This is a genomic window from Schlesneria sphaerica, assembly GCF_044336245.1.
Taxonomy (GTDB): domain Bacteria; phylum Planctomycetota; class Planctomycetia; order Planctomycetales; family Planctomycetaceae; genus Schlesneria; species Schlesneria sphaerica.
Window position 1 is genome coordinate 2894198 of the sequence record NZ_CP172346.1, and the last position, 26675, is coordinate 2920872.

Consider the following 26675-nt stretch of genomic DNA (forward strand, 5'->3'; position numbering starts at 1 on the left):
CCCTTGCGTCGGCACCATCAGCAGCACAAAAGCGGACAACTCCGTCATCGTCGATGTCCCCCACCCCCATCCGTACCGGACTTCTTAGTCAGCCTATTAGTCAGCCTGGTCAGCAATCCGTCAGGAAGGGGTGCTGCCCGCGCAACTAGCAGACGGAAAATTTCGGATCAGGGGATGTCACGATCAATCGATTGGCCGCCGCTTCCAGGCTGTCGAACTGACCTGTTCCGACACAGGCCACTAACGCGGCACCGAACGCAGCTTCTTCGCGATGTCGCGTGAAGAGCATCGGCAGGTCGAAAGCGCGGGAAACAATTTCGGCCAGCAGGGGATTTTCACGCAGGCCGTTTCCCGCCGCTACAAGAATCGTGGGCTTGGCCCGGTTGATCTGTTGAATCGCCAGAAACCCTTCGTGCAGGGATCGGCCCATTCCTTCCAGGATCGCGCGACACAGATGTCCGGCCGTGAAGTTTTGCGGCGACAGTCCGGTGATCGAACCACGGACAGTGGGATCAAGTCGCGTCCCGGAAAAGCGAGGTTCACACCGCAGACCGTCCGCACCCGACGGAATCGCCGTAGCCAGCTCGTTCATCACGTTGTAAAGCTTTTCGGTCGACGGCACATGAAAGAGCTGCTTGCCAACGTCACCGAAGAACTGTTCCAGTACCTGGTACGACCAGCCCCCGGCCAGACCGACGTTTGACAACAGGTTTCCCTTGACAGGAAACGGACGCAGCTCAATGGGGGGGACAAAATCGAGTCCCTCTGTGAACATCGCCACCTGGGCACCTGTCCCGACATTCACGAGGACCGTCTTCGTGGGATCGGCCACGCTTCCCAGAAAACTTGCCTGGTGATCACCAATCGGAGCAAAGATCGGGATTCCGGCGGGAAGTCCGGTCTTATTCGCATATTCGTCGGTGAGCGTCCCCGCCTGCTGATCGGCTTCCAGGATCGGTGGGAACCAGTCGCGTGACAGGCCCAGAGCTTTGATCGCCTGGTCGTCCCAATTTCTCGTCGGGGCATGGAAGACGCCGCTACTTCCTGCGCACGAAGGTTCAGTGACGGGGTCGGCACCTGTCAGCACTGCTGTAAAGTAGTCCATGATGAACAGCGCACGTGCCCCTTCGGGCACGATTCGACGCTTCGCCAGTTCGTACAGCGTGACTGCCATGAATCCCGGTTGCAGCCAGCATCCCGTCCGTTTCCAGGCCTCGTTTCCAATCGCCTCGCGGGCCGATTGCAGCCAGGTCTTGTCACCTTCGGGACACATTTCGAGGGCTCGACGGTCCTGCCAGTTAATCAAAGGAGAGACCGGGTTGAGGTGAGAATCAACCAGCAGCATTCCGTGCTGCTGCCCGGTGACGCCGATCCCGATCACCTCCCCGACGTGGTTCCCCAGTTGTTCAGCAACCTGCGCCAGGCAGCGGCAACTGGCTGCGATGATTTGCTTTGCGTCCCATTCGGAGTGGCCTCGTGCAGCGTCTGCGGTAGCCGTGACGCGACCGTCATTCGCGGCCGATCCGATGGCAACCAGAACTCCAGTTTGGGTGTCGACGGCGATACTGGTGATTTTGGTCGTACCGAGATCCACTCCGATCACGATGGGCATCGCATGGTATCCTGAATTCAGGTCTGGGGACGGGCTGAAGAGTGGAAGAATCTACACCGTTGGCAGGTCTGATTCACCCAGAGAGCTTGAGAAACTTTCGCTTTGTCAGCTCGTTTTGGACGTTTTGAAGCGAATTGCAGCGGCAGATCCTGCCAGAACAGGTCAATTTCGATAAAAGGAAGTCCTAAAAGTGAATCCCGACAGCAGTTCGTATTGACGAGATTTATTAGCTGTGCAAAATGCCATTGTCTTCCTGTCCGCCGGTTGAAAGCCAAGGGATTTGGCTCGCCGAGCAGACGCGACCACGACACAACCGATTTTCGTCCGTTCGGCCACGCAAAGGAGTGCATCAGCCGTGAAGAAAGTTATCGTTTCGGCATCCGCAATCGCCCTGCTCGCTGGTGTTCTCGCGTTGACGGGAGACGCCTGGAGTCAGAGCAAGGAACCGGCCGCGGCCGCCACCAATCTTCCTCATAAAGTAGGCCTGATCGACATGGCCTACGTCTTCAAGAACTACAAAAAGTTCGAGAGCCTGCGTGAAGACCTGAAGCAGGAAATCGCCGAAAGCGAAGAAAAAGCCAAGGACATGCAGAAGGGGATCGTCGAACTCCAGCAGAAGATGAAGAGTCTCGTCGAAGGTGCTCCTGAGTATTCCAAGGTCGAACAGCAGGCTGTCAAGCAGGCTGCCGAATTCGAAAACTTCCGCCGCCAGATGTCACGCGAATTCCTGAAGAAGGAATCGCAGATCTATCTGCAGGTCTACAACGAAGTGACCACCATGGTGGAAAAGTACGCCAATCACTTCAACTACACCCTGATCATTCGCTTCAACCGCGAAGATCTCGACACCGAGAACCCACAGCAGTTGCTGCAGGGGATGAACCGCCAGGTCGTCTTCTACCGACCGAACGAAGACATCACCACCCCCGTTCTGGAAAGCCTCAACAAGAAGTTCAATCCAGACGCAGCCTCAAGCAAGGCTCCTGCTCGTACCGCAACCCCAGGTGGTGCATCGAAGAACAACTAGTCTTCGACCGACGGACGCAAAATCGCCCGACCCTGGATTAGTCCGGGGTCGGTTTCCATTCTCTGTGCGTTCGTACTTAACTTCCAAACCAGCGGCCACTCTCAAATACGCGCTGCCATCGCTGGACGTCTCGTTGCCGGGGGATGCGTTCTCACCCGAGCGGACTTTCGCGATCTGATTGCGACGACATGCAGCGCCGGGTGACACCCATGACTCCAAGATGCCAACGAACTCTCGTCCGCCCTGCTGAATATCGGGGCTTCGGTTTCCTTTCAGGTGCCGATGTCACGGTTTCCTTCTTTCCAGCAGACGAGAACTACGGAATTCGATTCCAGCGAACTGACCTCGCCGGAACGAAGCCGATCCCTGCCCGGCTTGAAAACCTTGTTCCCCGCCAGCGACGGACGGCCATCTCCAATGGTGAAGCCTCTGTCGACCTCGTGGAACATGTCATGGCCGCTCTGGCAGGACTGCAGATTGATAACTGCCTGGTCCGCCTGAATGCTCCTGAACCCCCGGGCGCCGATGGTTCCTGCCTTCCCTTTGTCGAAGCGTTGCTCGAAGCGGGAACGGTCGAACAGACGGCACGCCAGCCATTGCTGGTTGTTCATTCCAGCTCCAGAACCGAAACCGCTTCAGACGAATCAGAGATCTCGGTTCGCCCCATCTTCCACCGAACGCTCGTCATCAGCTACGAACTCGACTACGGAATGCGTTCCCCGATCAAGCCCCAACTGCTGACCTATGAATTCTCTCCCGAGACATTCGTCAGCGAAATTGCTTTCGCCAGGACATTCATCCTGCAAAGTGAAGTGGCGGCGCTGCAGTCGAAGGGGTACGGATCACGCGTCACCGAAAAAGACCTGCTGATCTTCGGACCGGACGGCGTCATCGGCAACCAGTTGCGAAGCTCTGACGAGTGCGTCCGCCACAAGATTCTGGACTGCATCGGAGATTTCGCCCTGATGGGGTGCGATGTGCATGGTCACTTCCGCGCTTACCGCTCGGGACACAACACCAACCATGCCATCTGCCAGAAGATCCAGGTCAGCCAACCGGCGAAAATGGCCCATTCCAAAGCCGCATGACAGATTCGGCACTCGCCCGCCACGACAACTGTGTGAACTACAGCCCGGCAAACACCGATACTAACACTGTGATCTCGATCAAGCGAAATTCAAGGACGACACCATGCCGCGAACGATCTCACCCTTGTCGCAAGTAGATGCTCAAGCTCAGATCGGCGACGATGTCGAGATCGGCCCCTTCTGCGTCATTGGTCCCCACGTCAAGCTGGGGAACGCCTGCAAGCTCGACAGCCATGTCTCGCTGATCGGCCACACCATCATCGGTGACCGAAACCGGTTCTACCCGGGAGCCGTCATCGGGGGCGAGCCACAAGATATCGGCTACAGCGGTTCACCAACCCGAGTCGAAATCGGCGACGACAACCTGTTTCGCGAAGGAGTGACCGTCAATCGCGGAGCCGACAAGGAAGACGGTGTGACCCGGATTGGTCATCGTAACTTCCTGATGGCGAACGCCCACGTCGCCCACAACTGCCACGTCTTCAACAACGTCATCCTGTGCAACGGCAGTCTGCTCGGTGGACACGTGCACGTTCAGGATTATGCGATTGTCTCGGGCAACTCGGTCGTTCACCACTTCGCGACACTCGGAACGGGCTGCTTTATCAGCGGCGGTTGCCGGGCTCCTCAGGACATTCCTCCTTTCATGCTGGCTGCCGGCAGCGACAAGCCGGAAATCGTCACGGTCAACGTCGTCGGAATGCGTCGACGCGGAATCTCTGAGAACGCCATCAACCTGGTCCGCCAGGCCTACAAACTGATCTTCCGGGAACACGTCAAGCTGGAAGAAGTTCGCGAACGGTTGTCGGAACAGACCGACGGGGTACTGCCGATCGAACTCATGACATTGCTCAACTTCTGTGAGCAATCCGCCAAAGGCAAGAATGGCCGAGCACGCGAAAGCCTTCGCGGCAAGCCTTCCGCCAGTGAAGAAACCAAGGCCGCGTAATCGGCCGACCGGGAAAACCACCACAGCAGGTTGTCGCGTCGACAGGGAAAACAGGTTTTTACGATGAAACGATTGCGAGTCGCGGTGATTGGGGTTGGCGCTCTGGGCCGCCATCATGCTCGAATCCTCAGTGAGATGGAGGGAGTCGAGCTGATCGCCGTTGCCGACAGCCAGGCCCAGCGGGGTCAGGAAGTCGCCAACAAGCATCACACGTGCTGGGTCGCCGACTACCACGATCTGCTCGATCGAAATGTCGTCGACGCCGTTTCTGTCGTGGTTCCCACCGTCGCCCATCGCAAGGTAGCCGGTGCCTTTCTGGAACTGGGAATTCCGGTCCTCGTGGAAAAGCCCCTGGCCGGTTCGGTCAAGCACGCACGGGAACTCGTCGAACTTGCGACGCAGAACGAAACGCTGCTGCAGGTGGGACACATCGAACGATTCAATCCCGCCTTCCAGTCTGCTCAGAAACTGATCTCGTCACCCAAATACATCCGGTGCGAACGAACCAGCACGTACACCTTCCGTTCAACTGATATCGGCGTCGTCCACGACCTGATGATCCACGATATTGACCTCGTTCTCTCACTGGTAAAAAGTACTGTAAGTCGCTGTGAAGCGTTCGGAATTGGCGTGATGGGCCAGAACGAAGACGCGGCACAGGCCCGACTGTACTTCGAGAACGGCTGCATCGCCGATCTCACAGCCAGTCGCATCAGCCCGACGGTGTCTCGCTCAATGACCGCCTGGTCCGCGTCCGGTTGCGTCACTGTCGACCTGAATCAGCGGGACGTCAAACGCTATGCACCAGGACTTGCCCTGACTCACGGAATGCCACCGCTGCAACGAGCAGCTCAACCCGGTGCCGACCTGGAAGCATTGAAGAAGGACGTCTTCGGCCAGTTCATCAAAATCGAAGAAGCGCCTGTTGAAGCGGGTGGCCCTGACGCCCTGACTCAGGAACTGCGTGAGTTCGTTCATTGTGCAGTGACCGGCGAGAAACCGCTGGTCGACGGTCTGCAGGCACTCGACGCGATGTCTGTCGCAGACCGCATTCTGGACAAGGTCGCTAAACATCAGTGGGATGGACACGCGCAGGGACCGACGGGGCCGTACCCGCAGTCCACGGTACCGCTTCGCCGCGTCGCCTGATCTGCACGAGCTGCCGCTTCCTTGCGTAAAGAGGTTCGTCCACTTGCGGAGGCACCGCAGCGCGCCTCGGCAATCAGCGGCATCGCCACTGTGGCCGCATCCACTGTGGCCGCATCCATGGGGGCGCTTTCTTGTGGCCGCCATCAACGCTGTCAGGCAAAGCCATTCTAACGCCCCTGGACTAGTCCTCCGCGCCCGCTCATTTCCAATCGTGACTTCGGAATCTGACGTCACGCGGGACCACACGCATCTGCCCACGTCGCTATTGCTGGGAATGAATTCCGGACCTAGAATGCGGGTTCTTCGAGGAAATTCGCAATTAGCCGTGACGGCGTGAGTTATGGCAAGCGTGCCTCAACACCAGGACCCCGCGAGGGATGCGTGCCCTTTGAACTGCCCGAAATGAACCGGATCGCCGTCTTGGGCGCCACCGGCTCGATTGGCACCAGTTGTCTCGATGTCATTGCCGCACACGGTTCCCGTCTGCAGGTAGCGGCTTTGACCGCGCACGCTCGCTGGGAATCTCTGGCACAGCAGTGTCACCAGTTCAAGCCTCAGTTCGCCGTGATTTCTGACCCTGCGGTCCGCGCGCAGATGGGTGGCAACGCCTTCCCGCGTGAGACCGAAGTTCTCTTCGGACCTGATGCTCTGGAACGGATCTCCGCACACCCGGATGTGGACACCGTGGTCTGCGGGATCGTCGGAGCCGCCGGACTTCGTGGAGCGTGGGCCGCGATTGAAGCGAAGAAACGGGTCGCCATCGCCAATAAAGAGACGCTCGTCGTCGCGGGCCCGCTCGTTATGGACCTCGCAGCGAGAACAGGTGCAGACCTGATCCCCGTCGACAGCGAACATAGCGCCATCTTCCAGGCTCTGCTCGGAGGACGACGCAAAGACCTGAAGCGGATCGTACTGACCGCCAGTGGTGGGCCGTTTCGTGGCTGGTCGAAAGAGCGGCTCGAACGCGATGTCACGATCGAACGGGCACTGGCTCACCCCACCTGGCAAATGGGTCCCAAGATTACGGTCGACTCGGCCAGCATGATGAACAAGGCGCTGGAAGTGATCGAAGCCCGTTGGCTTTTCGATCTTGAATTCGACCAGATCGGCGTAATGATTCACCCGCAGTCGATCGTGCATTCGTTCGTCGAATTCATTGATGGCAGCGTTCTCGCACAGCTCTCACCACCTGACATGAAGCTACCGATCCAGTACGCATTGACCTATCCAGAACGATGGACGGCTTCCGGTCCCTCGATGAACTGGGCTCAATCGTACCAGCTCGAATTCTTCCCTCCGGATCTCGAAGCGTTTCCCGCTTTACAACTTGGATTTGAAGTCGCTCGCCGTGGGGGAACCTGCGGTGCGGTATTGAATGCGGGCAACGAAGTTGCCGTGCAGCGTTTTTTAGATGGCAGCTTGAAATTTACAGAGATCCCGCAAGCCTGCGGAGATATTCTGAACGGACACAACTTCGATGCTCAACCATCCCTGTCGGAGCTGCTTCGGCTGGATGAGTGGGCTCGAAAGGAGATGCAAGCATGGAAATCCTCGCAGTCGACTTGCTGAAGATCTTTAACAACCTGACCAACGTCGGACTGGCGGCGATTGGGCTGGGTCTGGTGATCTTCTTACATGAATTGGGCCACTTCGCCGTCGCCAAGTGGTGCAATGTCTTTGTCGAGCGATTCAGCATCGGCTTCGGCCCCGTCCTCTTCAGCCGTAAGTGGGGCGAAACCGAATACGCCCTGTCACTGATCCCGTTCGGTGGTTACGTCAAGATGCTGGGTCAGGATGATGCCGACCCGAGTCAGCTTACCAACGAAGAAATCGCTCAGGACCCCCGGTCCTACGTCGCCAAGTCCGTCTTTCAGCGAATGGCGATCATCTCGGCCGGCGTGATTATGAACGTCCTGACCGCGCTGCTGTTCTTCGTCATTGTCTTCAAAACGGGCTTTCCCACATCGCCCTCACAGATTGGCAATGTCCGCCCCGGAATGCCCGCATGGGAGGCAGGACTGGATGCCGGCGATCGCATCAACAAGATCAACGACAGTTCCGTCAGCACTTTCCCGGAACTGCAGCTCGCCGTTGCACTCTCGTCCGGTCCGCTGAAGCTTGAGGGAACTCACGCTGATGGGTCCCCATTCCAGGTCACCGTCAATCCAGACGCGTCGGGCAATCATCCCCGTATCGGCGTCACCCCGATGGAAAGCCTGACCGTCTATCAGATCTCTCCCAGCCATGCGACTGCACGGGCCACTCCGCCGTTCCGCCGCGGCGATCGTATTCAGAAAGTGAACGACACCCCCGTTGCGACATCCGTGGACTTCCATCGAGAAGTCGCTGCGAACGCCGGTGCAACACTGACGGTGACCGTGCAGCGCGCCAAGGATGAAAACGGCGAGACGCTGCCCGAGCCCACCACCGAAACAATCACGATCACGGATAATTTCTTCCGTACGCTCGGCCTGACCCTGGACTCCGGCCCCATCGCCGCTGTGCGACAGGGATCCCCTGCCGAGAAAGCGGGACTGCGAAAGAATGACAAGCTCGCCGTGCTCGATGGCCTGAACATCGGCACGCAGATCGATCCGCTGAAGCTTCCTGTCGAGTTCGCCAAGCGAGCTGGCAAGGAGATCGAAGTGATTGTCACCCGCCAGAACACCGGGGCGGGACAGGAAAGTGTCACCCTGAAGCTGACACCCGACAACATCCCCGGCTGGCTTGATCAGCCCGTTCAGGAAGGGGAACCTCTGTCGATTCCGTCGATCGGAGCCGCCTTCCACATTCTGCCCGTGATTCTCTCGGTCGAACCCGGAAGCTCTGCCGAGAAGCTGGGAGTGAAACCGGGACCGATCAAGAAGCTGAGCCTCACCCGCCGTGAGACAGTTCCACCGACCCAGGACGAAATCAAAGATGCCGTCCACACCATTAACCTGGACGACGCAGACGGCAAGAAAAACCGCAACAACTGTGCGTTTGCCTTCTGGCGGGTTCAACAGCTTCCCGACCGAAAAGTCACACTGACGGTTCTGGAAGACGGCAAGCTGAAAGATATCGAGCTGGAACCACAGCCTGATCCCGAATGGCCGCTGCCGATCATCGGTCTGGGTCTGGAAGCCGAACAGCTGGTCCAGAAAGCCGACACCCTGGGCCAGGCCTGCATGATGTCGTTTGCTCACACGAAAAGCTCAGCACTCAACATCTACCTGACCCTCCGCAGCCTCGTGACGGGCCGTGTCTCTTACAAGGAACTGCACGGACCACTGGGCATTGCCAACGCCGCCTATCAGGTGGCACAGCAGGGCTGGATCGCCATGTTGCTGTTCCTGGGATTCCTGAGCGTGAACCTGGCAGTGCTGAACTTCCTGCCGATCCCCGTGCTGGATGGTGGTCACATGGTCTTCCTGATCTGGGAAGCCGTCACACGCCGACGGCCAAGTGAACGAGTCATGATCGGGGCGACCTACGCGGGCTTTGCCTTCCTGCTCTGCCTGATGGCCCTGGTCCTGTACCTCGACCTGTTCATCCACCCCTTCGCCAAGAAATAGTGATCGGCGCCATAATCGCCGCCTGAGTCTCGCACTCTTTCACAGGTCGGGGACAGTCTCCTTTCCCATCAGAACAAGCCTCGAACAGGGCGATTTCTGATTGGAAAGCTGCTGTCCCCGACCTGTGATTTTTTCTGAGCCGACACAACGCCCGGGTCCCTGGCAATCAAGAACCACGTCCCTGTAGCGGACAGCGGCGTTGCACAGAGGCTTGCTCATGACGGCGGTCAATTGGGCGTGGTCACGAGGACTACTTCGGGTCATAAGCCACTGCTTCGCATGGCACGGTAAAGCAGAGTTTTTTCATCGATTGATACCCGCAACGGCACTGCATGCCCGAAGACGGTCATACAGTGGCATTCCCACTTCCCGCCTGGGCGGGATCGCTGGAACGGTGCTCCGGGCGTCGAGTGCACCGCTGCTTCTCATTGTGTTCCGGGGTCCCGCAGAGGCTTCGAATGACACTACCACCTCAGGATCGAGCCACTTCTGACGGTTTAGGTCCACTCTCTGTCCAGCAAAAAGCCCCGCCGTTCTTCCACGCGGGGCCGATCATTCCGCCCTGTCCCAGCAGAGCGAATCGAAAAAGGAAGTGGTTCAGAGGTTGAGATCACTCAATCCCCTGAACCACTTCGCAAACTTTCGCAAACGGCCGAATCAGTCTCGTCCCCCCTGCAGCAGCAGCACGCTGGGTGCTTCCAGTAGCTCAAACACTTTCCGGGTGCTGCTGTAGGCTGCGGTCAGGCGTGCCGTATCGAGCGGCTGGCCGCCCCCCGAGACTCCCCCCTGAATCGTAACCGGTCGAGGTGCCACCAGAGCGGCAATCTCTCCCACGTCGCCAAAGTCGCGCAGGATGCCCGGCACCATCAGCCCCATCCGCAAGCCTCGATAGGGCTGATCCGTCACATAGCTGCCCAGTGAATCGACGGCGGTCACTCGCGTGATCCGCTGATCCAGTGCGGCGGCGCACAAAGCAACCAGCCCCGCCGTTCCCTGCCCCGTAATCAGAACGTCATGCGGCAAGGAACCGTCACGTTCAGCGATGGCATCCAGAGTTCGGCGCACGTCCCAGACCCATTGACCGAGCAGCGGGCGACCGATCCATATCGACCACTCGGCCGTGTTGTGGTCCGGTGCGTGACCAATTTTGTCCCGAGGATCGGCGAACTGTCCGGTGGCTCGCAGCTCAGGAGTCACCACAGCCCAGCCCCCGTCACGCAGACGAGTCGCCAGATCACCCGACCAGGCTCGCTCCAAGCCTCCATCCAGATCCAGCACGATCGCCAGACGACCCGGTTTTTCTGGCAGATCGCGGCGTGCGACGGTCCGTAGACCCGGTTCGACGTTGAACGCCAGCTTCTGGTCCTTATCCGAATTGCCCGGCTCGACGGCCAGATCAAGAGCCGTCCGCTCGGGCTGTCCACCCAGAACCTGAATCAGACTTTCCACTCGCTTGGGCCGAGCCTTCTCCCATTCTGCTCGATCTGCGGGAACGGGCCGCTGTTCCGCCAGGCGAATCGCCTCGGTGGCGGCAAAGCGAGGAATCGTCAGATAGTCGTCCGGCCGCGATTCATTGGGGTAACACAGCAGCATCTCGCGGGGCTCAGGTTGCACGGGTGGTTCCGGAATGGGTGAACCATCCCCTTCTCCCTTCAGGTGCTTCGCCATCCAGCCATACATCGCTTCCCGCATTTCCTGATTGTAATCGTGAGGCGACTCAATGATGGTATGTTTGGTAGACGTACCGAACAGGCGCGCGATCGCTTCGGCCCGGGCGACCGATTTTCGTGCCTCATCCACAGAGAACTGAAAGGCGTCCTTCGTCGCACTGGTCACCATCAGCCCCCGGTTCGCGGCGAGTCCCAGCACATCACCTTCTTCCGTGAATCGCAATGCCCCTGGTACCACCTCACAGAAGCAGCAAGCCGCCCCCAGATAGGCCTGATAATTCCCCACCGAACAGGTCGGGACAACGCACTTCAGCCGTTCATCAAACGCCCCGGCGTACATCGTCTGGTTGCCGCCGCCACTGGCGCCGGTAATGCCGATCCGATCCGGGTCCACTTCGGGCCGGCTCCGCAGGTAATCCACAGCCCGTCGATTCTCATAGACCTGAAGTCCGGAAAGAGGCAGTCCGACGGGCAACACCGTCGCCGCGGTCATCTCACCGTGATATTCACCCAACGCTTTTCCAACAGCTCGTTCGCCTGAACCGAACGCATCCACACAAAGCACAAAATAGCCCAGCTTGACAGACCCGATGCACCGTGACTGAACTGCCGGATCCTGCTTTGCCCCCGCCCAGTGACCGTGAACTTGCAGAATTGCAGGACGTTTCCCCGGTTGATCAGGAACGTAGGCGTTGGCCGTCATCCAGACTCCGGGGCGCGTCTGAAAGACCAGCTTCTCGACGCGGTAACCTTCCCGCTGAAAGGTCCCCAGCACCTGCGGAGACAGGTCACAGTCTGTCTCAGGGAACCCACCCCACGCCTTCAGCAGGTTCTCCCGTAGCGCGGCACGCCGCTGCTTCCAGTCATCCATCGACGCGGGGGGGACGTCCCCTGCACGCAGCGTCTGGGCCTGATTCTTGATGAACGACAGGAATGAGGCCCCATTGTCCTGTCCCAGGACCAGTCGACTATTCAGTAACAGCAAACAGACCGTAACGATCAGCATGCGACGGTGCATCTCAGTTTCGCTCTTCAATTCGTGTGATCCCGTTTCAGTAGTCCGGTGCAGTGGATGACGATTGAAGAAAGAGACTAACCAAGTCGCTCGCGCAAGTCACACGTCCTGCGTCGTTTCAAAAGCAACCGCCACGAGAAATGACCTCGATACCGCATCTCCGACCCCGTTTAGGTCAGCTTCATCGAATCCCGTCACAGACGCGAATCCGCAACCCCTGCATTCGAATACATCGGCCAGAGATCGCCGCACTTTGGCGAGCCCTCCAGATGCTTTGTTCGGACGCGCCGCGAGATCACGGGGCCACCGAAGGAACCCGACGCTGCGGATTGGCTGAATTTTATCGGTCGAGCGACTATCATTCCCGGCGCACATCCCGTGCGACGCCGCGGGCGTCTGTCGCGAATCCCAATACACGTTTCTACTGCTCAGGAGACAACATGCTCAAGATTTCCCCCACTGGCGATTTAGACCTGCTTTCGCTGGGGGCACTCGTGCACCGACTTGACCCCGGTATCATCCCTTTCCGTAAAGCCTCGGAATGCCGTATTCACGTCAGTGGTGGAGAATTCAACGTCGCCGCCAACCTGTCGGATTGCTTCCGCCTCAAGACCGGTGTCGCCTCGGCCATGGTGAACTACCCCATCGGCGATCTGATCGCTGAGCGAGTTCGCGCGATGGGGGTTAAGCCGTTCTACAAGCGCTTTGAGCATGACGGCGTGACCGGCCCTAACATGGCCACTGTCTACAGCGATCAGGGACTGGGCGTACGCGCTCCCGTCGTCTTCTACAACCGCTGTAACGAAGCGGCCGCTCAGTTGAAAGCGGGCGACTTCGACTGGAAGTCGATCATGGCAGGTGGCGTTCGCTGGTTCCACAGCGGGGGGATCTTCTCGGCTCTCTCTTCGACCACACCTGACCTGATCATCGAAGGGATGAAGGCCGCCAAAGCCGCAGGCGCCATCGTTTCGTTCGACCTGAACTTCCGCGCCAAGCTCTGGCAGATCTCCGGCGGGCTTGCCACGGCTCAGCAGACGCTGCGTCGGATTGTCGAGAACGTCGACGTTCTGGTCGGAAACGAAGAAGACCTGCAGAAGGGCCTGGGACTGAAGGGCCCCGACGTAGAAGCCAAGTCGAAAATCGACCCTGCCGCCTTCGTTGCCATGATGGACGACGTCGCCAAGCAGCTCCCGAACATCAAGGTCGTGGCCACGACCCTGCGGGAAGTCCATACCACCAACCGGCACGACTGGAGTGCCGTCTGCTGGTACGAAGGGAAGACCTACAACGCACCAACCTGCGAACTCGACGTGTACGACCGCGTCGGTGGTGGCGACGGCTTCGCCGCGGGATTCATCTACGGCTTGCTGAGCGGTAAGTCTCCCGATGAAGCCATCAAGCTCGGCTGGGCCCATGGTGCGCTGCTCACCACGTTCCCCGGCGATACGACGATGGCGACACTGGAACAGGTCGAATCCTTCGCCAAGGGTGGCTCGGCCCGCATCCAGCGCTAAGTCATCTGGATCGACTGTGTGTCAATGCAAACAGGGCGGGAAGGCAATCGGTTTCCCGCCCTGTCGCATTCAGTCATCCCGTCGATCGTCGCCCCAGCCCCGATGCAACGATCCGAACCCCGGAGGCATGCCACTTCTCCCTGCCGTTTGCGCCTCATGGTCCCGCTTCACATCCGCTGATGCTGCGGAACAGAATCACTCAGGAGACGCAACGGTGAGGAGACGCAGGTGCCGGACCTCCCCGTTTCCCGAAGCCCCCTCGCCGTGAACTCTCCGCTCACGAACAGAAGCGGTCTCGGGTTATCACTCACATCCACTGACGTGGACTAAAAGCTGTCACCACTTCCAAAGTCACCTCCGTCGCCAAAATCTCCGCCACTGCCGAAGTCGCCACCATCTCCACTGTCAAACCAGCCACCACCCGTGCTGCTCCCTTCGTCGCTCCATCCCGCATCCTGTGCGCGGTTGTCGTCACCGAATGAGCCTCCTGAAGTCATGGGATCGGACTGCGAATGAGGCAGTTCCTGAGCATGTGCGGAACGTCCAGAGAACGAATCGTACAACCAGTGTCCTGCCGCAGCGCCGAACAGGCCCCCGGCCAAGCCACTGAGGAACCCGCCTCCGCCACCGTAGCCGCCATAACCACCATACCCGGGGCCTCGTCCATACTGTCCCGGCCCGGCCATCCCCTGGCTACTTCCCCCTCCGAACAGCCGTGACAGCATCGAAATCACAAAGATTCCGAACAGCACCAATCCCACGACCCAGATGACTGGCGTCCAGGTCGTCTGATTCCGACGCTCGCCCCCCTGGCGATGAGGAATCGGTGGGGGAGGCGGAGTGGAACCGGAAGGTCTCAGACTTGGTCTGAGTCCCGTACCTTTCAGGCTGGAGTAGACAGCGCCGATTTTACCGATCGTCGCAGTGAGCGCTTCGTCGTAATTTTTTGACTTAAAGCCACTCACAATCGCCATCGTGATCGCGTCCCGGTCTGATCGGCTGAAACCCCGATCCCGCAGACTGCCGCTGAACCAGCTTTCGATTCGTGCCGGATCCTTACAAATCAGGATCAACGCACCGTTATGCTTGAGTGCCTTGGCCCGTTCTTTGGTCCAGTCGCGAATCAATTCCTGTTTTTCTTCGCGGTCCATCCGCGCCAGAGCCTGGGCTTTGTCCGCAGGAACCGTCGGATACGTCTCGATCTGGATATCCAGCCCGGACGACTTTTCGATCGAACTGATCGCCCGATTGGCTTTCTCAATCGCTTCCGGACTGAAAAACTTGGCCTTGTCAACCACCTCTCCGGCCGAAGCCAGTGTGGTCATCGCCGCCAGTACGACACCAAACAGCAGACCCCGCTTTGTCATCTGATTCGATCGTTGTCCCAACATCTTGTGGGCTCCTCGTTTCAATTGTCCTTCGGGCAACCACTCGTGGCCCCTACAGCAAGGACAACGCAGTCGAGTTACCGTCGGATCACGCCAAAAGTTCGGGAATCACTTTGGCTGGCTCTACCCCCGTTAACTTCTGATCCAGCCCCTGGAATCGGTATGTGAATCGTTCGTGATCGAATCCCATCATGTGCAGGACAGTCGCGTGGAAATCGTGAACCGAGACAGGATCCTTCACGATATTGTAACTGAAATCGTCTGTTTCCCCGTAAATCTGTCCTCCACGGGCCCCGCCCCCCGCCATCCACATCGTGAAACAACGAGGATGGTGGTCGCGCCCGTAGTTTTCTTTCGACAGGCCCCCTTGCGAATAAATTGTCCGTCCAAATTCCCCACCCCAGATGATCAATGTCTGGTCAAACAGGCCTCGCTGCTTCAAATCCTGAATCAGCGCATAGCAGGCCTGATCGACGTCCCGACACTGGCTCGGAAGGCGCCCGGCCACATTCGCATGCGTATCCCAGTTGTTGAGGTAGATCTGGACGAACCGCACCCCGCGCTCGACGAGTCGCCGAGCGAGCAGCACATTGTTCGTAAAGGATCCTGGCTTCTTGGCTTCGTCACCGTAGAGATTGAACGTCGCTTCCGATTCTGTCGCCAGATTCGTCAGCTCCGGGACACTGGTCTGCATTCGGTATGCCAACTCGTACTGTTCAATCCGCGTCCGCGTCTCGGGGTCTGCCAGTTGAGCGTACGTCTGTTCGTTGAGTTGCCGCAGACCGTCCAGTGTTCGCCGTCGCATCTGGCTGGGAACGCCAGGGGGGTTATTGATATACAGAATCGGATCTCCACTGCTGCGGAACGAAACCCCTGCATGCTCTCCGGGAAGATACCCCGATTGCCAGAGCCGGGCAGAAATCGCCTGGACCTGCTCAGTATTCGTCGGATTGGCCACCATCACGACAAAGGTTGGCAGGTCATCGTTCAGCGACCCCAGACCATACGACGTCCACGCCCCCAGACAGGGGCGTCCCGTAATCTGGTTCCCTGTCTGCATGAACGTGATCGCAGGTTCGTGGTTGATCGCTTCTGTGTTCATCGTTCGCATGAAGCACATGTCGTCGACGACTTTTTTCGTCCACGGCAGCAGTTCCGTCACCCACATGCCGCATTCACCCGCCTGTTCAAACTTGAACTTGGAAGGAGCGATCGGAAATCGAGCCTGGCCCGATGTCATCGTCGTCAAACGCTGGCCGTTCCGGATGGACTCGGGCAGATCCTTGTCATACCAGTCGTTCATGACGGGTTTGTAATCGAACAGATCCATCTGCGGAGGGCCCCCGACCATATGCAGATAGATCACGTGCTTAGCCTTCGGGGCGTGATGCAGTAATCCCGCCAGATCGGGCCCCGACTCGGCAGCCAGAACGGGCCGCTGAGCAGGCGGCCCCATCAAGGACGCGAGTGCCGCCCAACCAACGGCATTCGATCCCTGCTGAAAGAAGTGACGCCGGGTAATGTTGCGGGCATATTGCTGAAACAGGTCCATCAATTAATCCTCTCGCGCTTGATCACGAATAAAAGCATGTCACTGCACGACCCTATTCGGTCAGACAGTGTTCCGGCCCGCACCTAATAACCCACAGCCGCTACGTCGCCAAAAAACCCCGACACAGTAGCATACGAACGAAATCGTTCGCGCAGCCATGCCCTGACTTGCCGAGCCAAGCATTTCCTGAATGCCACTGTATGACCGTACTCGGTCAATGCAGTGCTCCCGCCCCACTCAACCCACAAAAAACGCACTGCTTCTGCGAAGACTCCGAAGCAGTGGCATACAAACGAAATCGTTCTCGCAGCCATGCCCTGACTTGCCAAGCCAGGGATTTCCTGAATGCCACTGTATGACCGTACTCGGTCATGCAGTGCTCCTACCCCACTCAACCCACAAAAAAACGCACTGCTTCTGCGAAGACTCCGAAGCGGTGGCATGCGGACCACGTCTGTGTCAGGGATGGCCGACGCAGTACAGCTCTTCGTCAGTTCGAATCAGAATCCGCCCATTCACAGGGACGAGCGAGGCGACGGTCTGGGTCTCGTTCAGCTCATTCTCAGCCACGATTTTGAACTCGTCCCCATTCTGTAGAACAAACGTCTTGCCGTCTTCGCGCGTGATATAAATTTTATCACCGGCGATGACCGGAGATGAAGAAAACCCCGTGCGATGGCGTTCGGTCTGGCCTGACCAGATTTTCTCTCCGGTCGCGACATCGACGCAGTGCAGCACTCCCTTGTCTCCCAGGATGTAGGCCCGTCCCCGAGACACGGCAGGCGTCGGAACGTCGGAACCTTCTCCTTCTTTCTTCCAGACCACGTGAGTTTTTGTGACGTCGCCTTTTCCCCCCAGCTTGATGGCGGTCACGGATTCGCCTCGTGCATAAGGAGCAATCACGATTCCATCCAGAAAGGCTGGAGACGCGATGGAACGAAAATAACCGTTCTGCTTGGGGTTCAATCCACCCACCCGCCAGATTTCCTCACCCGAACTCGCCACGTAGGCCGTCACGTGGTCTGCACCGCAGATGACCAGTGTCTCCACGCCGTTGTCATTTATCACCAGCGGAGTTGTATAGCTCTGGTTCGCTTCTTCAGGAGCTGGCAGGTTGCGATCGATCTTCCATTTGACATCCCCTGTCTTCTTGTCGAAAGCAACCACATACGATCCGCCGGTCTGCATGACGGCCACAACGCAACAATCTTTTGTCAGGACGGGCGAAGTTCCCAGGTCCCACCACAACGTGTCCTTACCGAATTTGTCCTGCAGATTGACGATCCACTTCTCTTTGCCCTTCAAGTCAGCACAGACCAGATCACCACTTTTAAAGTAGCCGTACAGGTAGGTTCCGTCCGTGACACAGGACGAGTTACTACCCGAGGCCTTCTTATGTTTGCCCGGCTTTTCTTCACCGACCATCATTCGCCAGACTTCTTTCCCCTTGAGGTCGTAGGACAGAATCGCATTCCGTCCGTCGACACCGCAGGTCAGGAAAATCTGGTCCCCCCAGACGATCGGCGTCGAGGATCCACGGCCGGGTAGCGTCACCTTCCACGCAATATTCTCTGTGTCGCTCCATTGAGTCGGATAATTTGAGCCTTCGGCGACCCCGTTTTGACCAGCACCACGCCAGTTGGGCCAGTTTCCGCCATTCGCCGGAATCGTCACCGCCAACCCCACAGCCAATCCTACAAGCGTCATTAATCGCATCGGAGACTTTCTTCCGTTTCTGTGAGTCATCGTTTTGAAGGCCGATCATCACCGGAAATACCCCCTTGGATGATCGACACTAGCTGTTCCACCCAGGCACTCGGCCTGCCATGGATTCCCCCGCGACGGCACTTTTCCGCCGGAGTTACCTCCCTCGAAAGCCGACGGCCCCGGCGCGAAGATCCGTCCCGAGAACATGCCTGTTCCCAGCCGCATCAACCCCTGTGAATATATCGCTGAGCGAATTGGATTGGCAACGCCCTCACCCTCGCGCTCCCCCACTGGTGCTCGCCCTCGTTGGCCGATCCTCAGAACCGCGCTGCAGAACCGCGACATCCCGGCGAGACGTTGGCCCGGCCCCCGGCGACCTGACCCACGACGGACGAATTCACACCCCGCCCGATCACGCCCCCTCCCGAGTTGGACATCTCGTTTGAAGAGATTCCTCCCAGACCGTAAAAGTTTCCTTCAATCGAGGCGGACGTGCCGCCCGCAGCTTCTGGTTCGAACAGGGGAAACGACACGATGACAGTGAAACTCCGGTACGCCGGCCTCATCCTGATGCTCAGCCTGATTGTCGGAGGAGACGCACTTCGCGGTCAGGACGCCCCCCAGGGGGAACGGATTGAGCTCTGGAAAGGACAGGCCCCCATCGGGGACGGCCAGTTCGAAGAGAAAGAGACCTGGATCACCGTCCATCCCGCTCCGGAACCCAATGGAACCGCCATCGTCATCTGTCCGGGAGGTGGTTATGGGGGACTGGTCACCGGTGCCGAAGGACATGGCATTGCCCAGTGGCTGAACGGTCACGGAATTACGGGGATCGTGCTGGAATACCGACTGCCAGCCGGTCGTTCGTTCGTCCCCCTCTACGATGCGCAGCGAGCCATCCGGACCGTCCGCCTGGAAGCACCTAAGTGGAAAATCGATCCAGCCCGCATCGGCATCATGGGTTTCTCGGCAGGGGGACACCTCGCCTCCACCGCCGCCACACATTTCAGCGAAAGCGATCCGCAAGGGGATGAGGCCCTGAAAGAGATCAGTTGCCGCCCCGATTTCGCGATCCTGATCTACCCCGTGATTACAATGAACGAGAAAACACACGGCGGCTCGAAAACCAACCTGCTGGGCGAAAATCCCTCCGAGGAACTCATCCAACTCTTCTCGAACGAACTCCAGATCACGCCCAAGACACCCCCGGTCTTCCTCGCCCACGCCAAAGACGACGAGGCGGTCGGAATCCACAACAGCATCGATTTCTACAACGCACTGCTGAAACAAAAAGTCCCGGGCAAGCTGCTCGAACTCCCCTCGGGCGGCCACGGCCTGAACGGCTATCAGGGCCCCATGTGGGACGCCTGGCAGGAACAGTCCCTGCAGTGGCTGAAAGAACTCAAAATCACCCCGTAGCCCAAGTGTTACGAAGTGACTCACCCTATGCCACTGCTTCGAGAGTCCTCTCCGAAGCAGTGCCCCGCGGTACCAGCTTCATGAAAGCAACCAAACAAACCCCGCGTCGAATGACCAAAGGTCCCGCAAACGTCCAACGGCCATCAAAGAGACGAACACCACCATTCGACTGCCTCGAAAATCCGCTCCGAAGCAGTGCCCCGCGGGACCACCCCGGAAAAGCCCTCCCCTTCAACCCCATCAAAAGACCCGTCAGAGCAAACTGTCCCAGTACTCCGGCTGTGGAGTCTCCACCGTGATCGGCTCCTTCGTCGTGGGATGACGGAACGTCAGCGAGGATGAGTGCAGCGCGATGAAACCGGGGACTGGCGTTTGTGACCCGTACTTGCGGTCCCCGACAATCGGCCAGCCCTGGTGAGCGAGCTGCACCCGGATCTGATGACTCCGTCCCGTCACCGGCCGAATCTCAAGCAACGTGAACCGTCCGAAGCGGTCCAGACGCTCATACCCCAGCACGCACTCCTGCCCCGCTTCACCTCGATGCGCCACATTGACGACGTTCGTGTGGCGGTTCTTGACCAGCACATCGCATAGCTCACCGCGCGGCTGAGTCACCCGGCCTTCGACGACGGCGAGATACGTCTTTTCGATGCTGTGAACGCGAAACTGTTCCGAGAGACGGCTGGCCCCTTTCGACGTCCGGGCAAACAGGATTACTCCCGAAACCGGTCGATCCAGTCGATGCACGACCCCAACGAAGACATTTCCCGGTTTCTGGTATTTCTCACGCAGATACTCCCGCGCGACGTCGACCAGCGTCGGATCCCCCGTCTGGTCCCCCATCGTCAGCAGTCCGGCCGGCTTCAGCAGCGCCAGGCAATGATTATCTTCGAAGAGCACAACAGGAGCTGGGATCACGGCGTCGACTCGGTGAATGGAGTACAGAAACACGTTTGTCTCTGCACAGAGAAAACCTCTAGGGGATTGGTCAGGGCGTCACGCGAGGCTCGATTCTCAGCGCCAAACCGCTCTTCCAAGCGACACCTCCGTACGGCACTGACTAGAATAGGCTCTGAACCCCGTCCCGTCGATCAACGCCAGCAAACGGCATCCACCGCCGTATAAGCGGCATCCTGCCGCTTATCGACCGCCAGTTCACTCTGCCGTGTCGGAAGGGGCCATTGGACGGGGCCGTGGGATGCCGAAGGCGTCTCGCCGCATGTCTCGTACAGAATCCGCAATGCCACCCCGAGTCATGTTCTGCTCCCAAGCAAGAGAAAGCTCCCTCCCTTCTCGAGAAATCACCGACCCGGTAATTCCCGTTTACAGGAAAAGCCATCCGCAAGCAGACCATCCCGCCTCTTTCCCGCTTCGCCTCGTGTCCCGTCACCGTACAATAGAAAGTCTGTACAACAGAAAGAGTGAACAGCGAGCCTGATCCACGAACGTGCCATTCGATCAGGACGGCCAGTTCGTTCGCGGGCGAATATCTTGCTCCCGCGACATGGAGGGCTCGGGATAGCCTAGAGTGGCGGAGGACGAGACCCGGGCACAGCAATCCGAATCAGGTCAGACGAACGACCCGTCAAACCCGCACGAACCGCCAACCCACCAGCACCCGGCAACCAGACAAACCGAAAATCACGTCGCAGCGATGCGGCGAACAACCCGTTCAGCGAAGGAGAATTTCCATGGCAGATAGCAATTCCGGGTCACTGATGAGTCGAGCCCTAAGGCTGCGCTGCCCCCGCTGCGGCGTCGGCCCCCTGTTCAAGTCACTGCTGGTGATGCATTCGCACTGCCCGCACTGTTCGCTGAAGTACGAGCGTGCCCCCGGCTACTTCCTGGGCTCAACGTACCTGAACTACGGGTTCATGGTGATCACCATGACATCCGCCTACATGGCCCTGCACTACGGAGCCCACATCTCCAACAAGGCCCTGACCGTCCCCCTGCTGATCTACTGCCTGATCATGCCCCTGATCCTCTTCCGCTACGCCCGCGCCTGGTGGCTCGCCGCCGACTGCTACATGGACCCCGTCGGCTTCGGCCTCAAACCAGAACCCGCCCCAGCCCCCGAATCGCGGGAACCTGAGGACCGCTGATCCTTGAAGCTCACTCTGAATCGTCGTCCAAAGTGATCAGCTCTCTCTTGCGCCCGCACCCGGATCGCCGACGTCCCCGTCGGCTATTTCTGAATTCCTCATTCGCCCATTTGCAGTTTCCGCGCGACCGACGTTCTGGTCGGCTTTGATCTGATTTTCGACTTCCTCATTTCTGGTCATCTCATGACCCTTCGATTTTCGAGGAGACCTGGAAGCCTCACATTCCTGCTTGCCGACGGGGACGTCGGCGTTCCCGGGATCGCCGACGTCCCCGTCGGCCGCGTTTCGGGGCCACTGAGTGTCTGCGTCGCACTAAGCAAAACGAGATTTGTTACGGCCTAACGTCTGGTCAAAGGACCACAAGCCCCATATTTAACCTGGCATGCAGCGGCATGAATCAGCACCCACGTTCCAAGCAACAAAGCTGTGTCCCGGAGCTCACTACGTATTCTGTGCTGCAGTATGGAATCGAACTCTAGGAAAGTCACGGCGATTCTTACCTTCCAATCAATTGGAAACGACGGCTCGAGGGAGGGTTTGTCGAGGTCGGATTTTGATAAGATTAGTGTCGCCAGAGTTGGATAACTCAGGGGATGGAATGTGGTGCACTCGGGAAGAAGGAATGACGACCGCGATGGATTCGTACTCAAGTTCCTCAGGGTCCGGTAGGATGCCCATCTTATGGAAAACCCTGGAAATCAGGGATTGGGGCCGTCAGGCGTCCACGATCGTGTCAATCTCGCATTTGGCTCAGCAGCCTTCGCAATCGCAGGATGAATTTGGAACTTGCTCATCAGATTTAGAAGTTGTTCATTTTGAGCGACTTACTGAAGGTTTGAGCAAGTTCGATTGGGGCCTGAAAAATAGGGGTTTGGTTTGAAGTTGCTCAACTTGTTCAACTTGCTCAAGTGATTTTTTTCGGGATCGGATCTGAGGCGGGGAATGTGGATGTCGGTGCTGGATCGCGCTCGTCCAGCGGTCTTCGTCCACTGAGTATGGTGCACGGGGAACAGCCCACGGGGAAGACTCTCGGGAGGGTAGCCCCGGTTGACGCGGCTTCGCGGCTACCGGGGCGGCGACAGCCGCACGAGGTCTCCTTAGGTGGACTCACCCGTGATCGAAACGTCTTTCTGCGTCAATGCGTGATGGGGACCTCTTGTGCTGCGCACACCGGTAGCCCGGAAGACCGGTCAACCGGTGCTACCCGTTGGGCAGACGGGGACTCACGACTCGTGGCATTGGAGCGGTTTTTTCAATGGGGCGGTCAGGTCGGTGTGTGCGGGGACGTCGGGGCGAGTCAGGAATGGACGGTCCCGGTGGTTGCCGATCAGGGATTGGTAGGGATCGTGGCGAGCAGGTCGTTGACCAGCTTGGCGAGCTGTTCGTGGGTGACCTGGAGAGGGACGGGGGTTCTGCCGTTGCCTGTGCCGTCGTTGTGGTAGCGGCGAAGGGAGAACTGGCCCCCTCCCTGTAGCGACAGAATCACTTCGTAGTAGCGGGTGCCGCTGGTTGTCGTCGTGTCGGGGGGGGTTGAGCGGATCATGACCTGCTGGCCCTGGGCGTCGAATTCGAGCGGGCCGATGTTTTCCAGCAGATACGTGACGCGACGGCACAGGTCGCTGGCCCATTTTTTCAGGGTGTCCAGCGTGGCCGCGCCCAAAGCAGGAACCGTAAGACTCAATTCCTCACACGCGACACCGAGCGATTCGACCGAGATCAGGTCGACGGCGATGGTCAGTCCGCTGGCGTCAGAAACGGAGACCGTTTTCGGCGGAACGAATGTTTGGCCGACTAACGGATTCAGCGCTGCTGCCAGATCGAGACTGAGAGACATTCGACCTCCCCCTCATCGGATTTTCCCCGGAAGGCCCAATCGGCACCCACGGAGCTTTTCACAGGACGTTTCAATGAAATCGACCGCCACGGTGCTCCGCTGGTCACTCTCGGCAACCAGTCATCTCTCACAACAGAAACGGAGACACCAGACCCTATTGTAGGCTGATGTCTCCGTTCTAACGAGGGCGCTTTCACTGCGAGGTCATTGTGGGTTAACCCCGCAGTGACATAAGCTCAATCGCGAAGGTTACTTATTATCCAGCAACTCGACCGCGGCAAACTTCTTCCCTTCGAGCATTTCGAGACTGGCTCCCCCGCCGGTGCTGACGTGGGTCACCTTGTCGGCCAGACCGAACTGCTGAACGGCGGCGGCACTGTCGCCACCTCCGATGATGCTGGTGGCGTCGCTGGCGACGATCGCCTCGGCAATGGCGCGGGTTCCGGCGTCAAACGGTGGCATTTCGAACACACCCATCGGGCCGTTCCAGATGACCGTCTTGGCGGTTTTGATGATTTCCGAGTACTTGGCGATGGTAGCCGGTCCGATGTCGAACCCTTCCCAGCCCCCTTCATCAGGAATCTGGCCCACGGGGACCACCTGCTTGTTACAGGTGCTCTTGAAATCGTCGCCGCAGGCGGTGTCGAGCGGCAGGACAAGTTTGTCGCCCCCTTCGGCCACCAGTTCATTGGCGAGGTCGAGCTTGTCCCTTTCAACGCGGCTGCGTCCGACGGACCCGCCTCGCGCGAGGGTGAACGTGTGAGCCATCGCTCCACCGATCAGAACTTTGTCGCAGATCGTCAACAGGTTCTTGATGACCATGATCTTGTCAGAGACCTTGGCCCCCCCGAGGATGGCGACGAACGGACGAACGGGATTGGCGATGGCGTCCGACAGGAACGCGATTTCTTTTTCGACGAGGAAGCCACAAACCTTGGGCTTGCCGGTCATGGCGTTCGGAACGGCGACCATCGAACCTTCGGTCCGGTGACAGGTTCCGAAGGCGTCGTTGCAGTAGATATCGCCCATGGCGGCGAGGACGGCGGCGTATTCTGCATCCCCCTTCTTTTCGCCTTTATTGAAGCGGACGTTTTCCAGCAGCAGGACTTCGCCGTTCTTGAGTTCTTTCGACTTGGCCTGGGCTTCTTCACCGACGGTATCGGCAGCAAAATGAACCGGGCAGCCCAGAACTTCCTTCAGGCGGGCCGCGACGGGCTTCAGGCTGAACTTGGCGTCTTCGGCGGGGTCTTTCCCTTCGGGGCGCCCCAGATGACTCATCAGAATCACGCGGCCACCGCGATCAAGAACAGACTTGATCGACGGCAGGGCTTCGGTGATTCGGCGGTCGTCGGTGATGTGAAGCTGATCGTCGAGTGGTACGTTGAAGTCACACCGCATGAGAACGGATTTACCTGCAACGTCGACATCGGCAATGGTCTTTTTGGCCATGATCGAGAGTACTTTTTCCTGGGAGACCCTAGCGAATTGAGCCCCCTCCACAAAACGGGGGAATCATCTATGTTGAACCGCGTCATTTTAGATAGCCAGACGGGCGAAACCAAGCGCTGCGACGGTGTCGGTCCCTGGTCACTTCCGATTTCGAACCCGACTGGCACCCTTTCCGAACACGATTTCTCGATTAGACTGCGACCGGGAGTGACTATGACCAAGACCTATGAAGTTGAATTGAAGTTTCGCATCGAAGATCCCGCATCGATTGAATCGCTGTTGCGGAACCGGGGGGCAACGGCCGACGACGTGGTGACTCACGTCGATCGTTACTTCAACCATCCGTCCCGCGATTTTCGCCAGACGGACGAGGCGCTGCGGATTCGATCTGTCGGAAACACGAATTGCGTCACCTATAAAGGTGCGGTGATCGGCACCACGGCGAAAACGCGCCATGAAATTGAAGTCGGATTCGACGAGGGCTCTCAAGCCACTGATCAGCTACGTCAGATGCTGGACCTGCTCGGCTTTCGCTTCGTCCGGGAAGTGCGCAAGTTGCGGCGGATACTGCGACTGGTTCAGTCTGGACAGAACTTTGAACTGGCGCTGGATGAAGTCCCCGAGCTGGGACAATCGTTCCTGGAAATTGAACTCCTGGCCGAGGAGGGGGAACGGACGCAGGCGGAGTCCGCCATCTGGCAACTGGCCCGCTCACTCGGTCTTGAGGTCGCCGAATCCCGGTCGTACCTCAATCTGCTGATCGACCGGGACGACGCCACGCGGCAGGCAGATTGAGCCCCCCCCCCCTGTTCTGGTACCCGAACCGAGTGAATCGAGGCTGTGGAGAAACGAGGCTGCGATGAGTGACGAAAGCAAAAACCGATTGCGAGAAAATCTTGCGGCGATTCAACAACGTGTGGCGGCGGCGTGCGCACGCTCCCACCGGCAACCTCACGACATCACGGTGGTGGCGGTGACGAAGTATGCCGAGCTGAGCTGGGTTGAGGAACTGATCTTGCTGGGGGTGCGGGAGCTGGGTGAGGCTCGACCGCAGCAACTCGCCAAGCGGGCGGAAGTGCTGGACTCGGCCGTTCGCTGGCACCTGATTGGCCACCTGCAGCGAAACAAGGTGGAAGACATCCTGCCCCTGACCGACCTGATTCATTCGGTCGATTCCACTCGTTTGTTTGAGCAGATCGCTCGTCAGGCCGAAAAGCTGGGACGACGGCCTCGCATCCTGCTGGAAGTCAATATCGCCAATGAAGAGAGCAAAGACGGATTCACGGCGGAGGAGTTGATCGCCGCCTGGCCGGCTCTGCAAACAACCGACTCGGTCGAGATTGCAGGACTGATGGCGATGGCACCGCTCAGCGACGACGCCGAAGCGTCCCGGCCGTATTTCCGGCAGCTCCGGGAATTGAGAGACCGACTGAAAGCGGACTGCAACGGCCGCTGGTCGCTCGATCAACTCTCGATGGGAATGAGTGGCGACTTCGAGGTCGGGATCGAGGAAGGAGCCACCATCGTCCGGATTGGCAGCAGTTTTTTCGAAGGACTGGAAGTCCCGCAGCCGTAAACCTGACTTCGCTCAAGGGAGTCTGGCGCCCCCTGACGAGACGGGAGAAAGCGTGAGACAGGAAACA

Annotated in this window: 20 protein-coding genes; 11 read left to right on the plus strand and 9 right to left on the minus strand. The window is 58.6% G+C overall.

The annotated features are described in order from the left end of the window. Positions 1 to 145: 145 nt before the first annotated feature. A complete protein-coding gene (locus ACGY09_RS10480) occupies positions 146 to 1612 on the minus strand; it encodes a sedoheptulokinase (RefSeq protein WP_373650301.1) in 1467 nt (488 codons plus the stop codon). 355 nt (positions 1613 to 1967) lie between these two features. Between ACGY09_RS10480 and ACGY09_RS10485 the strand changes: the two genes are divergently transcribed. From ACGY09_RS10485 to rseP, 6 genes are all read left to right on the plus strand, one after another. Continuing rightward, the gene (locus ACGY09_RS10485) at positions 1968 to 2639 is read left to right on the plus strand and encodes an OmpH family outer membrane protein (RefSeq protein WP_373650300.1); all 672 of its coding nucleotides are present in this window, start codon (positions 1968 to 1970) and stop codon (positions 2637 to 2639) included. A 209-nt stretch (positions 2640 to 2848) separates the two neighbouring features. Beyond that, the gene (locus ACGY09_RS10490; protein WP_397571506.1) at positions 2849 to 3727 is read left to right on the plus strand and encodes a UDP-3-O-acyl-N-acetylglucosamine deacetylase; all 879 of its coding nucleotides are present in this window, start codon (positions 2849 to 2851) and stop codon (positions 3725 to 3727) included. 103 nt (positions 3728 to 3830) lie between these two features. After that, on the plus strand, positions 3831 to 4676 hold the full coding sequence (gene lpxA / locus ACGY09_RS10495; RefSeq protein WP_397571507.1) for an acyl-ACP--UDP-N-acetylglucosamine O-acyltransferase: 846 nt from the start codon (positions 3831 to 3833) through the stop codon (positions 4674 to 4676). 63 nt (positions 4677 to 4739) lie between these two features. Further along, on the plus strand, positions 4740 to 5825 hold the full coding sequence (locus tag ACGY09_RS10500) for a Gfo/Idh/MocA family oxidoreductase (RefSeq protein WP_397571508.1): 1086 nt from the start codon (positions 4740 to 4742) through the stop codon (positions 5823 to 5825). A 402-nt stretch (positions 5826 to 6227) separates the two neighbouring features. Further along, complete coding sequence (locus ACGY09_RS10505; protein ID WP_397571869.1) at positions 6228 to 7394, plus strand: 1-deoxy-D-xylulose-5-phosphate reductoisomerase; 1167 nt, start codon at positions 6228 to 6230, stop codon at positions 7392 to 7394. After that, complete coding sequence (gene rseP / locus ACGY09_RS10510) at positions 7367 to 9379, plus strand: RIP metalloprotease RseP (RefSeq protein WP_397571509.1); 2013 nt, start codon at positions 7367 to 7369, stop codon at positions 9377 to 9379. The genes ACGY09_RS10505 and rseP overlap by 28 nt, the downstream gene beginning before the upstream one ends. A gap of 657 nt (positions 9380 to 10036) precedes the next feature. On the opposite strand, the gene ACGY09_RS10515 is transcribed toward rseP, so the two are convergent. Then, positions 10037 to 12067, minus strand: a complete 2031-nt coding sequence (locus ACGY09_RS10515) for an acetylxylan esterase (RefSeq protein WP_397571510.1) — start codon at positions 12065 to 12067, stop codon at positions 10037 to 10039. Between the two features lie 437 nt (positions 12068 to 12504). On the opposite strand from ACGY09_RS10515, the gene ACGY09_RS10520 reads away from it, so the two are divergent. Next, a complete protein-coding gene (locus ACGY09_RS10520; protein WP_373650293.1) occupies positions 12505 to 13578 on the plus strand; it encodes a PfkB family carbohydrate kinase in 1074 nt (357 codons plus the stop codon). A 326-nt stretch (positions 13579 to 13904) separates the two neighbouring features. On the opposite strand, the gene ACGY09_RS10525 is transcribed toward ACGY09_RS10520, so the two are convergent. From ACGY09_RS10525 to ACGY09_RS10540, 4 genes are all read right to left on the minus strand, one after another. Then, positions 13905 to 14969 carry a TPM domain-containing protein gene (locus ACGY09_RS10525; protein WP_397571511.1) on the minus strand — a complete coding sequence of 355 codons (1065 nt, stop codon included), beginning with the start codon at positions 14967 to 14969 and terminating at the stop codon, positions 13905 to 13907. 85 nt (positions 14970 to 15054) lie between these two features. Continuing rightward, positions 15055 to 16518: a DUF1501 domain-containing protein gene (locus tag ACGY09_RS10530; RefSeq protein WP_397571512.1), complete on the minus strand. Its 1464-nt coding sequence runs from the start codon at positions 16516 to 16518 to the stop codon at positions 15055 to 15057. Positions 16519 to 16977: 459 nt separating this feature from the next. Then, positions 16978 to 18234, minus strand: a complete 1257-nt coding sequence (locus ACGY09_RS10535; protein ID WP_397571513.1) for a PQQ-binding-like beta-propeller repeat protein — start codon at positions 18232 to 18234, stop codon at positions 16978 to 16980. A gap of 308 nt (positions 18235 to 18542) precedes the next feature. Further along, positions 18543 to 18758: a hypothetical protein gene (locus ACGY09_RS10540; protein ID WP_397571514.1), complete on the minus strand. Its 216-nt coding sequence runs from the start codon at positions 18756 to 18758 to the stop codon at positions 18543 to 18545. A gap of 1 nt (position 18759) precedes the next feature. Between ACGY09_RS10540 and ACGY09_RS10545 the strand changes: the two genes are divergently transcribed. After that, positions 18760 to 19644, plus strand: coding sequence for an alpha/beta hydrolase (locus ACGY09_RS10545; protein WP_397571515.1), 885 nt, complete (start codon positions 18760 to 18762; stop codon positions 19642 to 19644). Positions 19645 to 19896: 252 nt separating this feature from the next. On the opposite strand, the gene ACGY09_RS10550 is transcribed toward ACGY09_RS10545, so the two are convergent. Continuing rightward, a complete protein-coding gene (locus ACGY09_RS10550; RefSeq protein WP_397571516.1) occupies positions 19897 to 20595 on the minus strand; it encodes an RluA family pseudouridine synthase in 699 nt (232 codons plus the stop codon). 740 nt (positions 20596 to 21335) lie between these two features. On the opposite strand from ACGY09_RS10550, the gene ACGY09_RS10555 reads away from it, so the two are divergent. Then, on the plus strand, positions 21336 to 21749 hold the full coding sequence (locus ACGY09_RS10555) for a DUF983 domain-containing protein (protein WP_397571517.1): 414 nt from the start codon (positions 21336 to 21338) through the stop codon (positions 21747 to 21749). A gap of 1327 nt (positions 21750 to 23076) precedes the next feature. Here ACGY09_RS10555 and ACGY09_RS10560 read toward each other — a convergent pair. Both ACGY09_RS10560 and ACGY09_RS10565 read right to left on the minus strand, forming a co-directional pair. Continuing rightward, complete coding sequence (locus tag ACGY09_RS10560; protein ID WP_397571518.1) at positions 23077 to 23583, minus strand: hypothetical protein; 507 nt, start codon at positions 23581 to 23583, stop codon at positions 23077 to 23079. A gap of 249 nt (positions 23584 to 23832) precedes the next feature. Next, a complete protein-coding gene (locus tag ACGY09_RS10565; protein WP_397571519.1) occupies positions 23833 to 25032 on the minus strand; it encodes a phosphoglycerate kinase in 1200 nt (399 codons plus the stop codon). A gap of 213 nt (positions 25033 to 25245) precedes the next feature. On the opposite strand from ACGY09_RS10565, the gene cyaB reads away from it, so the two are divergent. Both cyaB and ACGY09_RS10575 read left to right on the plus strand, forming a co-directional pair. Continuing rightward, positions 25246 to 25827 (plus strand): class IV adenylate cyclase, encoded by a 582-nt coding sequence (gene cyaB, locus ACGY09_RS10570; RefSeq protein WP_373650284.1) that lies wholly within the window; start codon positions 25246 to 25248, stop codon positions 25825 to 25827. A gap of 64 nt (positions 25828 to 25891) precedes the next feature. Further along, positions 25892 to 26608 carry a YggS family pyridoxal phosphate-dependent enzyme gene (locus tag ACGY09_RS10575; protein WP_397571520.1) on the plus strand — a complete coding sequence of 239 codons (717 nt, stop codon included), beginning with the start codon at positions 25892 to 25894 and terminating at the stop codon, positions 26606 to 26608. Positions 26609 to 26675 lie beyond the last annotated feature (67 nt).

Coding starts and splice junctions, on each gene's coding strand:
- ACGY09_RS10480 (WP_373650301.1), bottom strand. CDS start 1,612: ATGCCCATCGTGATCGGAGTGGATCTCGGTACGACCAAAATCACCAGT.
- ACGY09_RS10490 (WP_397571506.1), top strand. CDS start 2,849: ATGACTCCAAGATGCCAACGAACTCTCGTCCGCCCTGCTGAATATCGG.
- lpxA (WP_397571507.1), top strand. CDS start 3,831: ATGCCGCGAACGATCTCACCCTTGTCGCAAGTAGATGCTCAAGCTCAG.
- ACGY09_RS10500 (WP_397571508.1), top strand. CDS start 4,740: ATGAAACGATTGCGAGTCGCGGTGATTGGGGTTGGCGCTCTGGGCCGC.
- ACGY09_RS10505 (WP_397571869.1), top strand. CDS start 6,228: ATGAACCGGATCGCCGTCTTGGGCGCCACCGGCTCGATTGGCACCAGT.
- rseP (WP_397571509.1), top strand. CDS start 7,367: ATGGAAATCCTCGCAGTCGACTTGCTGAAGATCTTTAACAACCTGACC.
- ACGY09_RS10515 (WP_397571510.1), bottom strand. CDS start 12,067: ATGCACCGTCGCATGCTGATCGTTACGGTCTGTTTGCTGTTACTGAAT.
- ACGY09_RS10520 (WP_373650293.1), top strand. CDS start 12,505: ATGCTCAAGATTTCCCCCACTGGCGATTTAGACCTGCTTTCGCTGGGG.
- ACGY09_RS10525 (WP_397571511.1), bottom strand. CDS start 14,969: ATGTTGGGACAACGATCGAATCAGATGACAAAGCGGGGTCTGCTGTTT.
- ACGY09_RS10530 (WP_397571512.1), bottom strand. CDS start 16,518: ATGGACCTGTTTCAGCAATATGCCCGCAACATTACCCGGCGTCACTTC.
- ACGY09_RS10535 (WP_397571513.1), bottom strand. CDS start 18,234: ATGCGATTAATGACGCTTGTAGGATTGGCTGTGGGGTTGGCGGTGACG.
- ACGY09_RS10545 (WP_397571515.1), top strand. CDS start 18,760: ATGACAGTGAAACTCCGGTACGCCGGCCTCATCCTGATGCTCAGCCTG.
- ACGY09_RS10555 (WP_397571517.1), top strand. CDS start 21,336: ATGGCAGATAGCAATTCCGGGTCACTGATGAGTCGAGCCCTAAGGCTG.
- ACGY09_RS10560 (WP_397571518.1), bottom strand. CDS start 23,583: ATGTCTCTCAGTCTCGATCTGGCAGCAGCGCTGAATCCGTTAGTCGGC.
- ACGY09_RS10565 (WP_397571519.1), bottom strand. CDS start 25,032: ATGGCCAAAAAGACCATTGCCGATGTCGACGTTGCAGGTAAATCCGTT.
- cyaB (WP_373650284.1), top strand. CDS start 25,246: ATGACCAAGACCTATGAAGTTGAATTGAAGTTTCGCATCGAAGATCCC.
- ACGY09_RS10575 (WP_397571520.1), top strand. CDS start 25,892: ATGAGTGACGAAAGCAAAAACCGATTGCGAGAAAATCTTGCGGCGATT.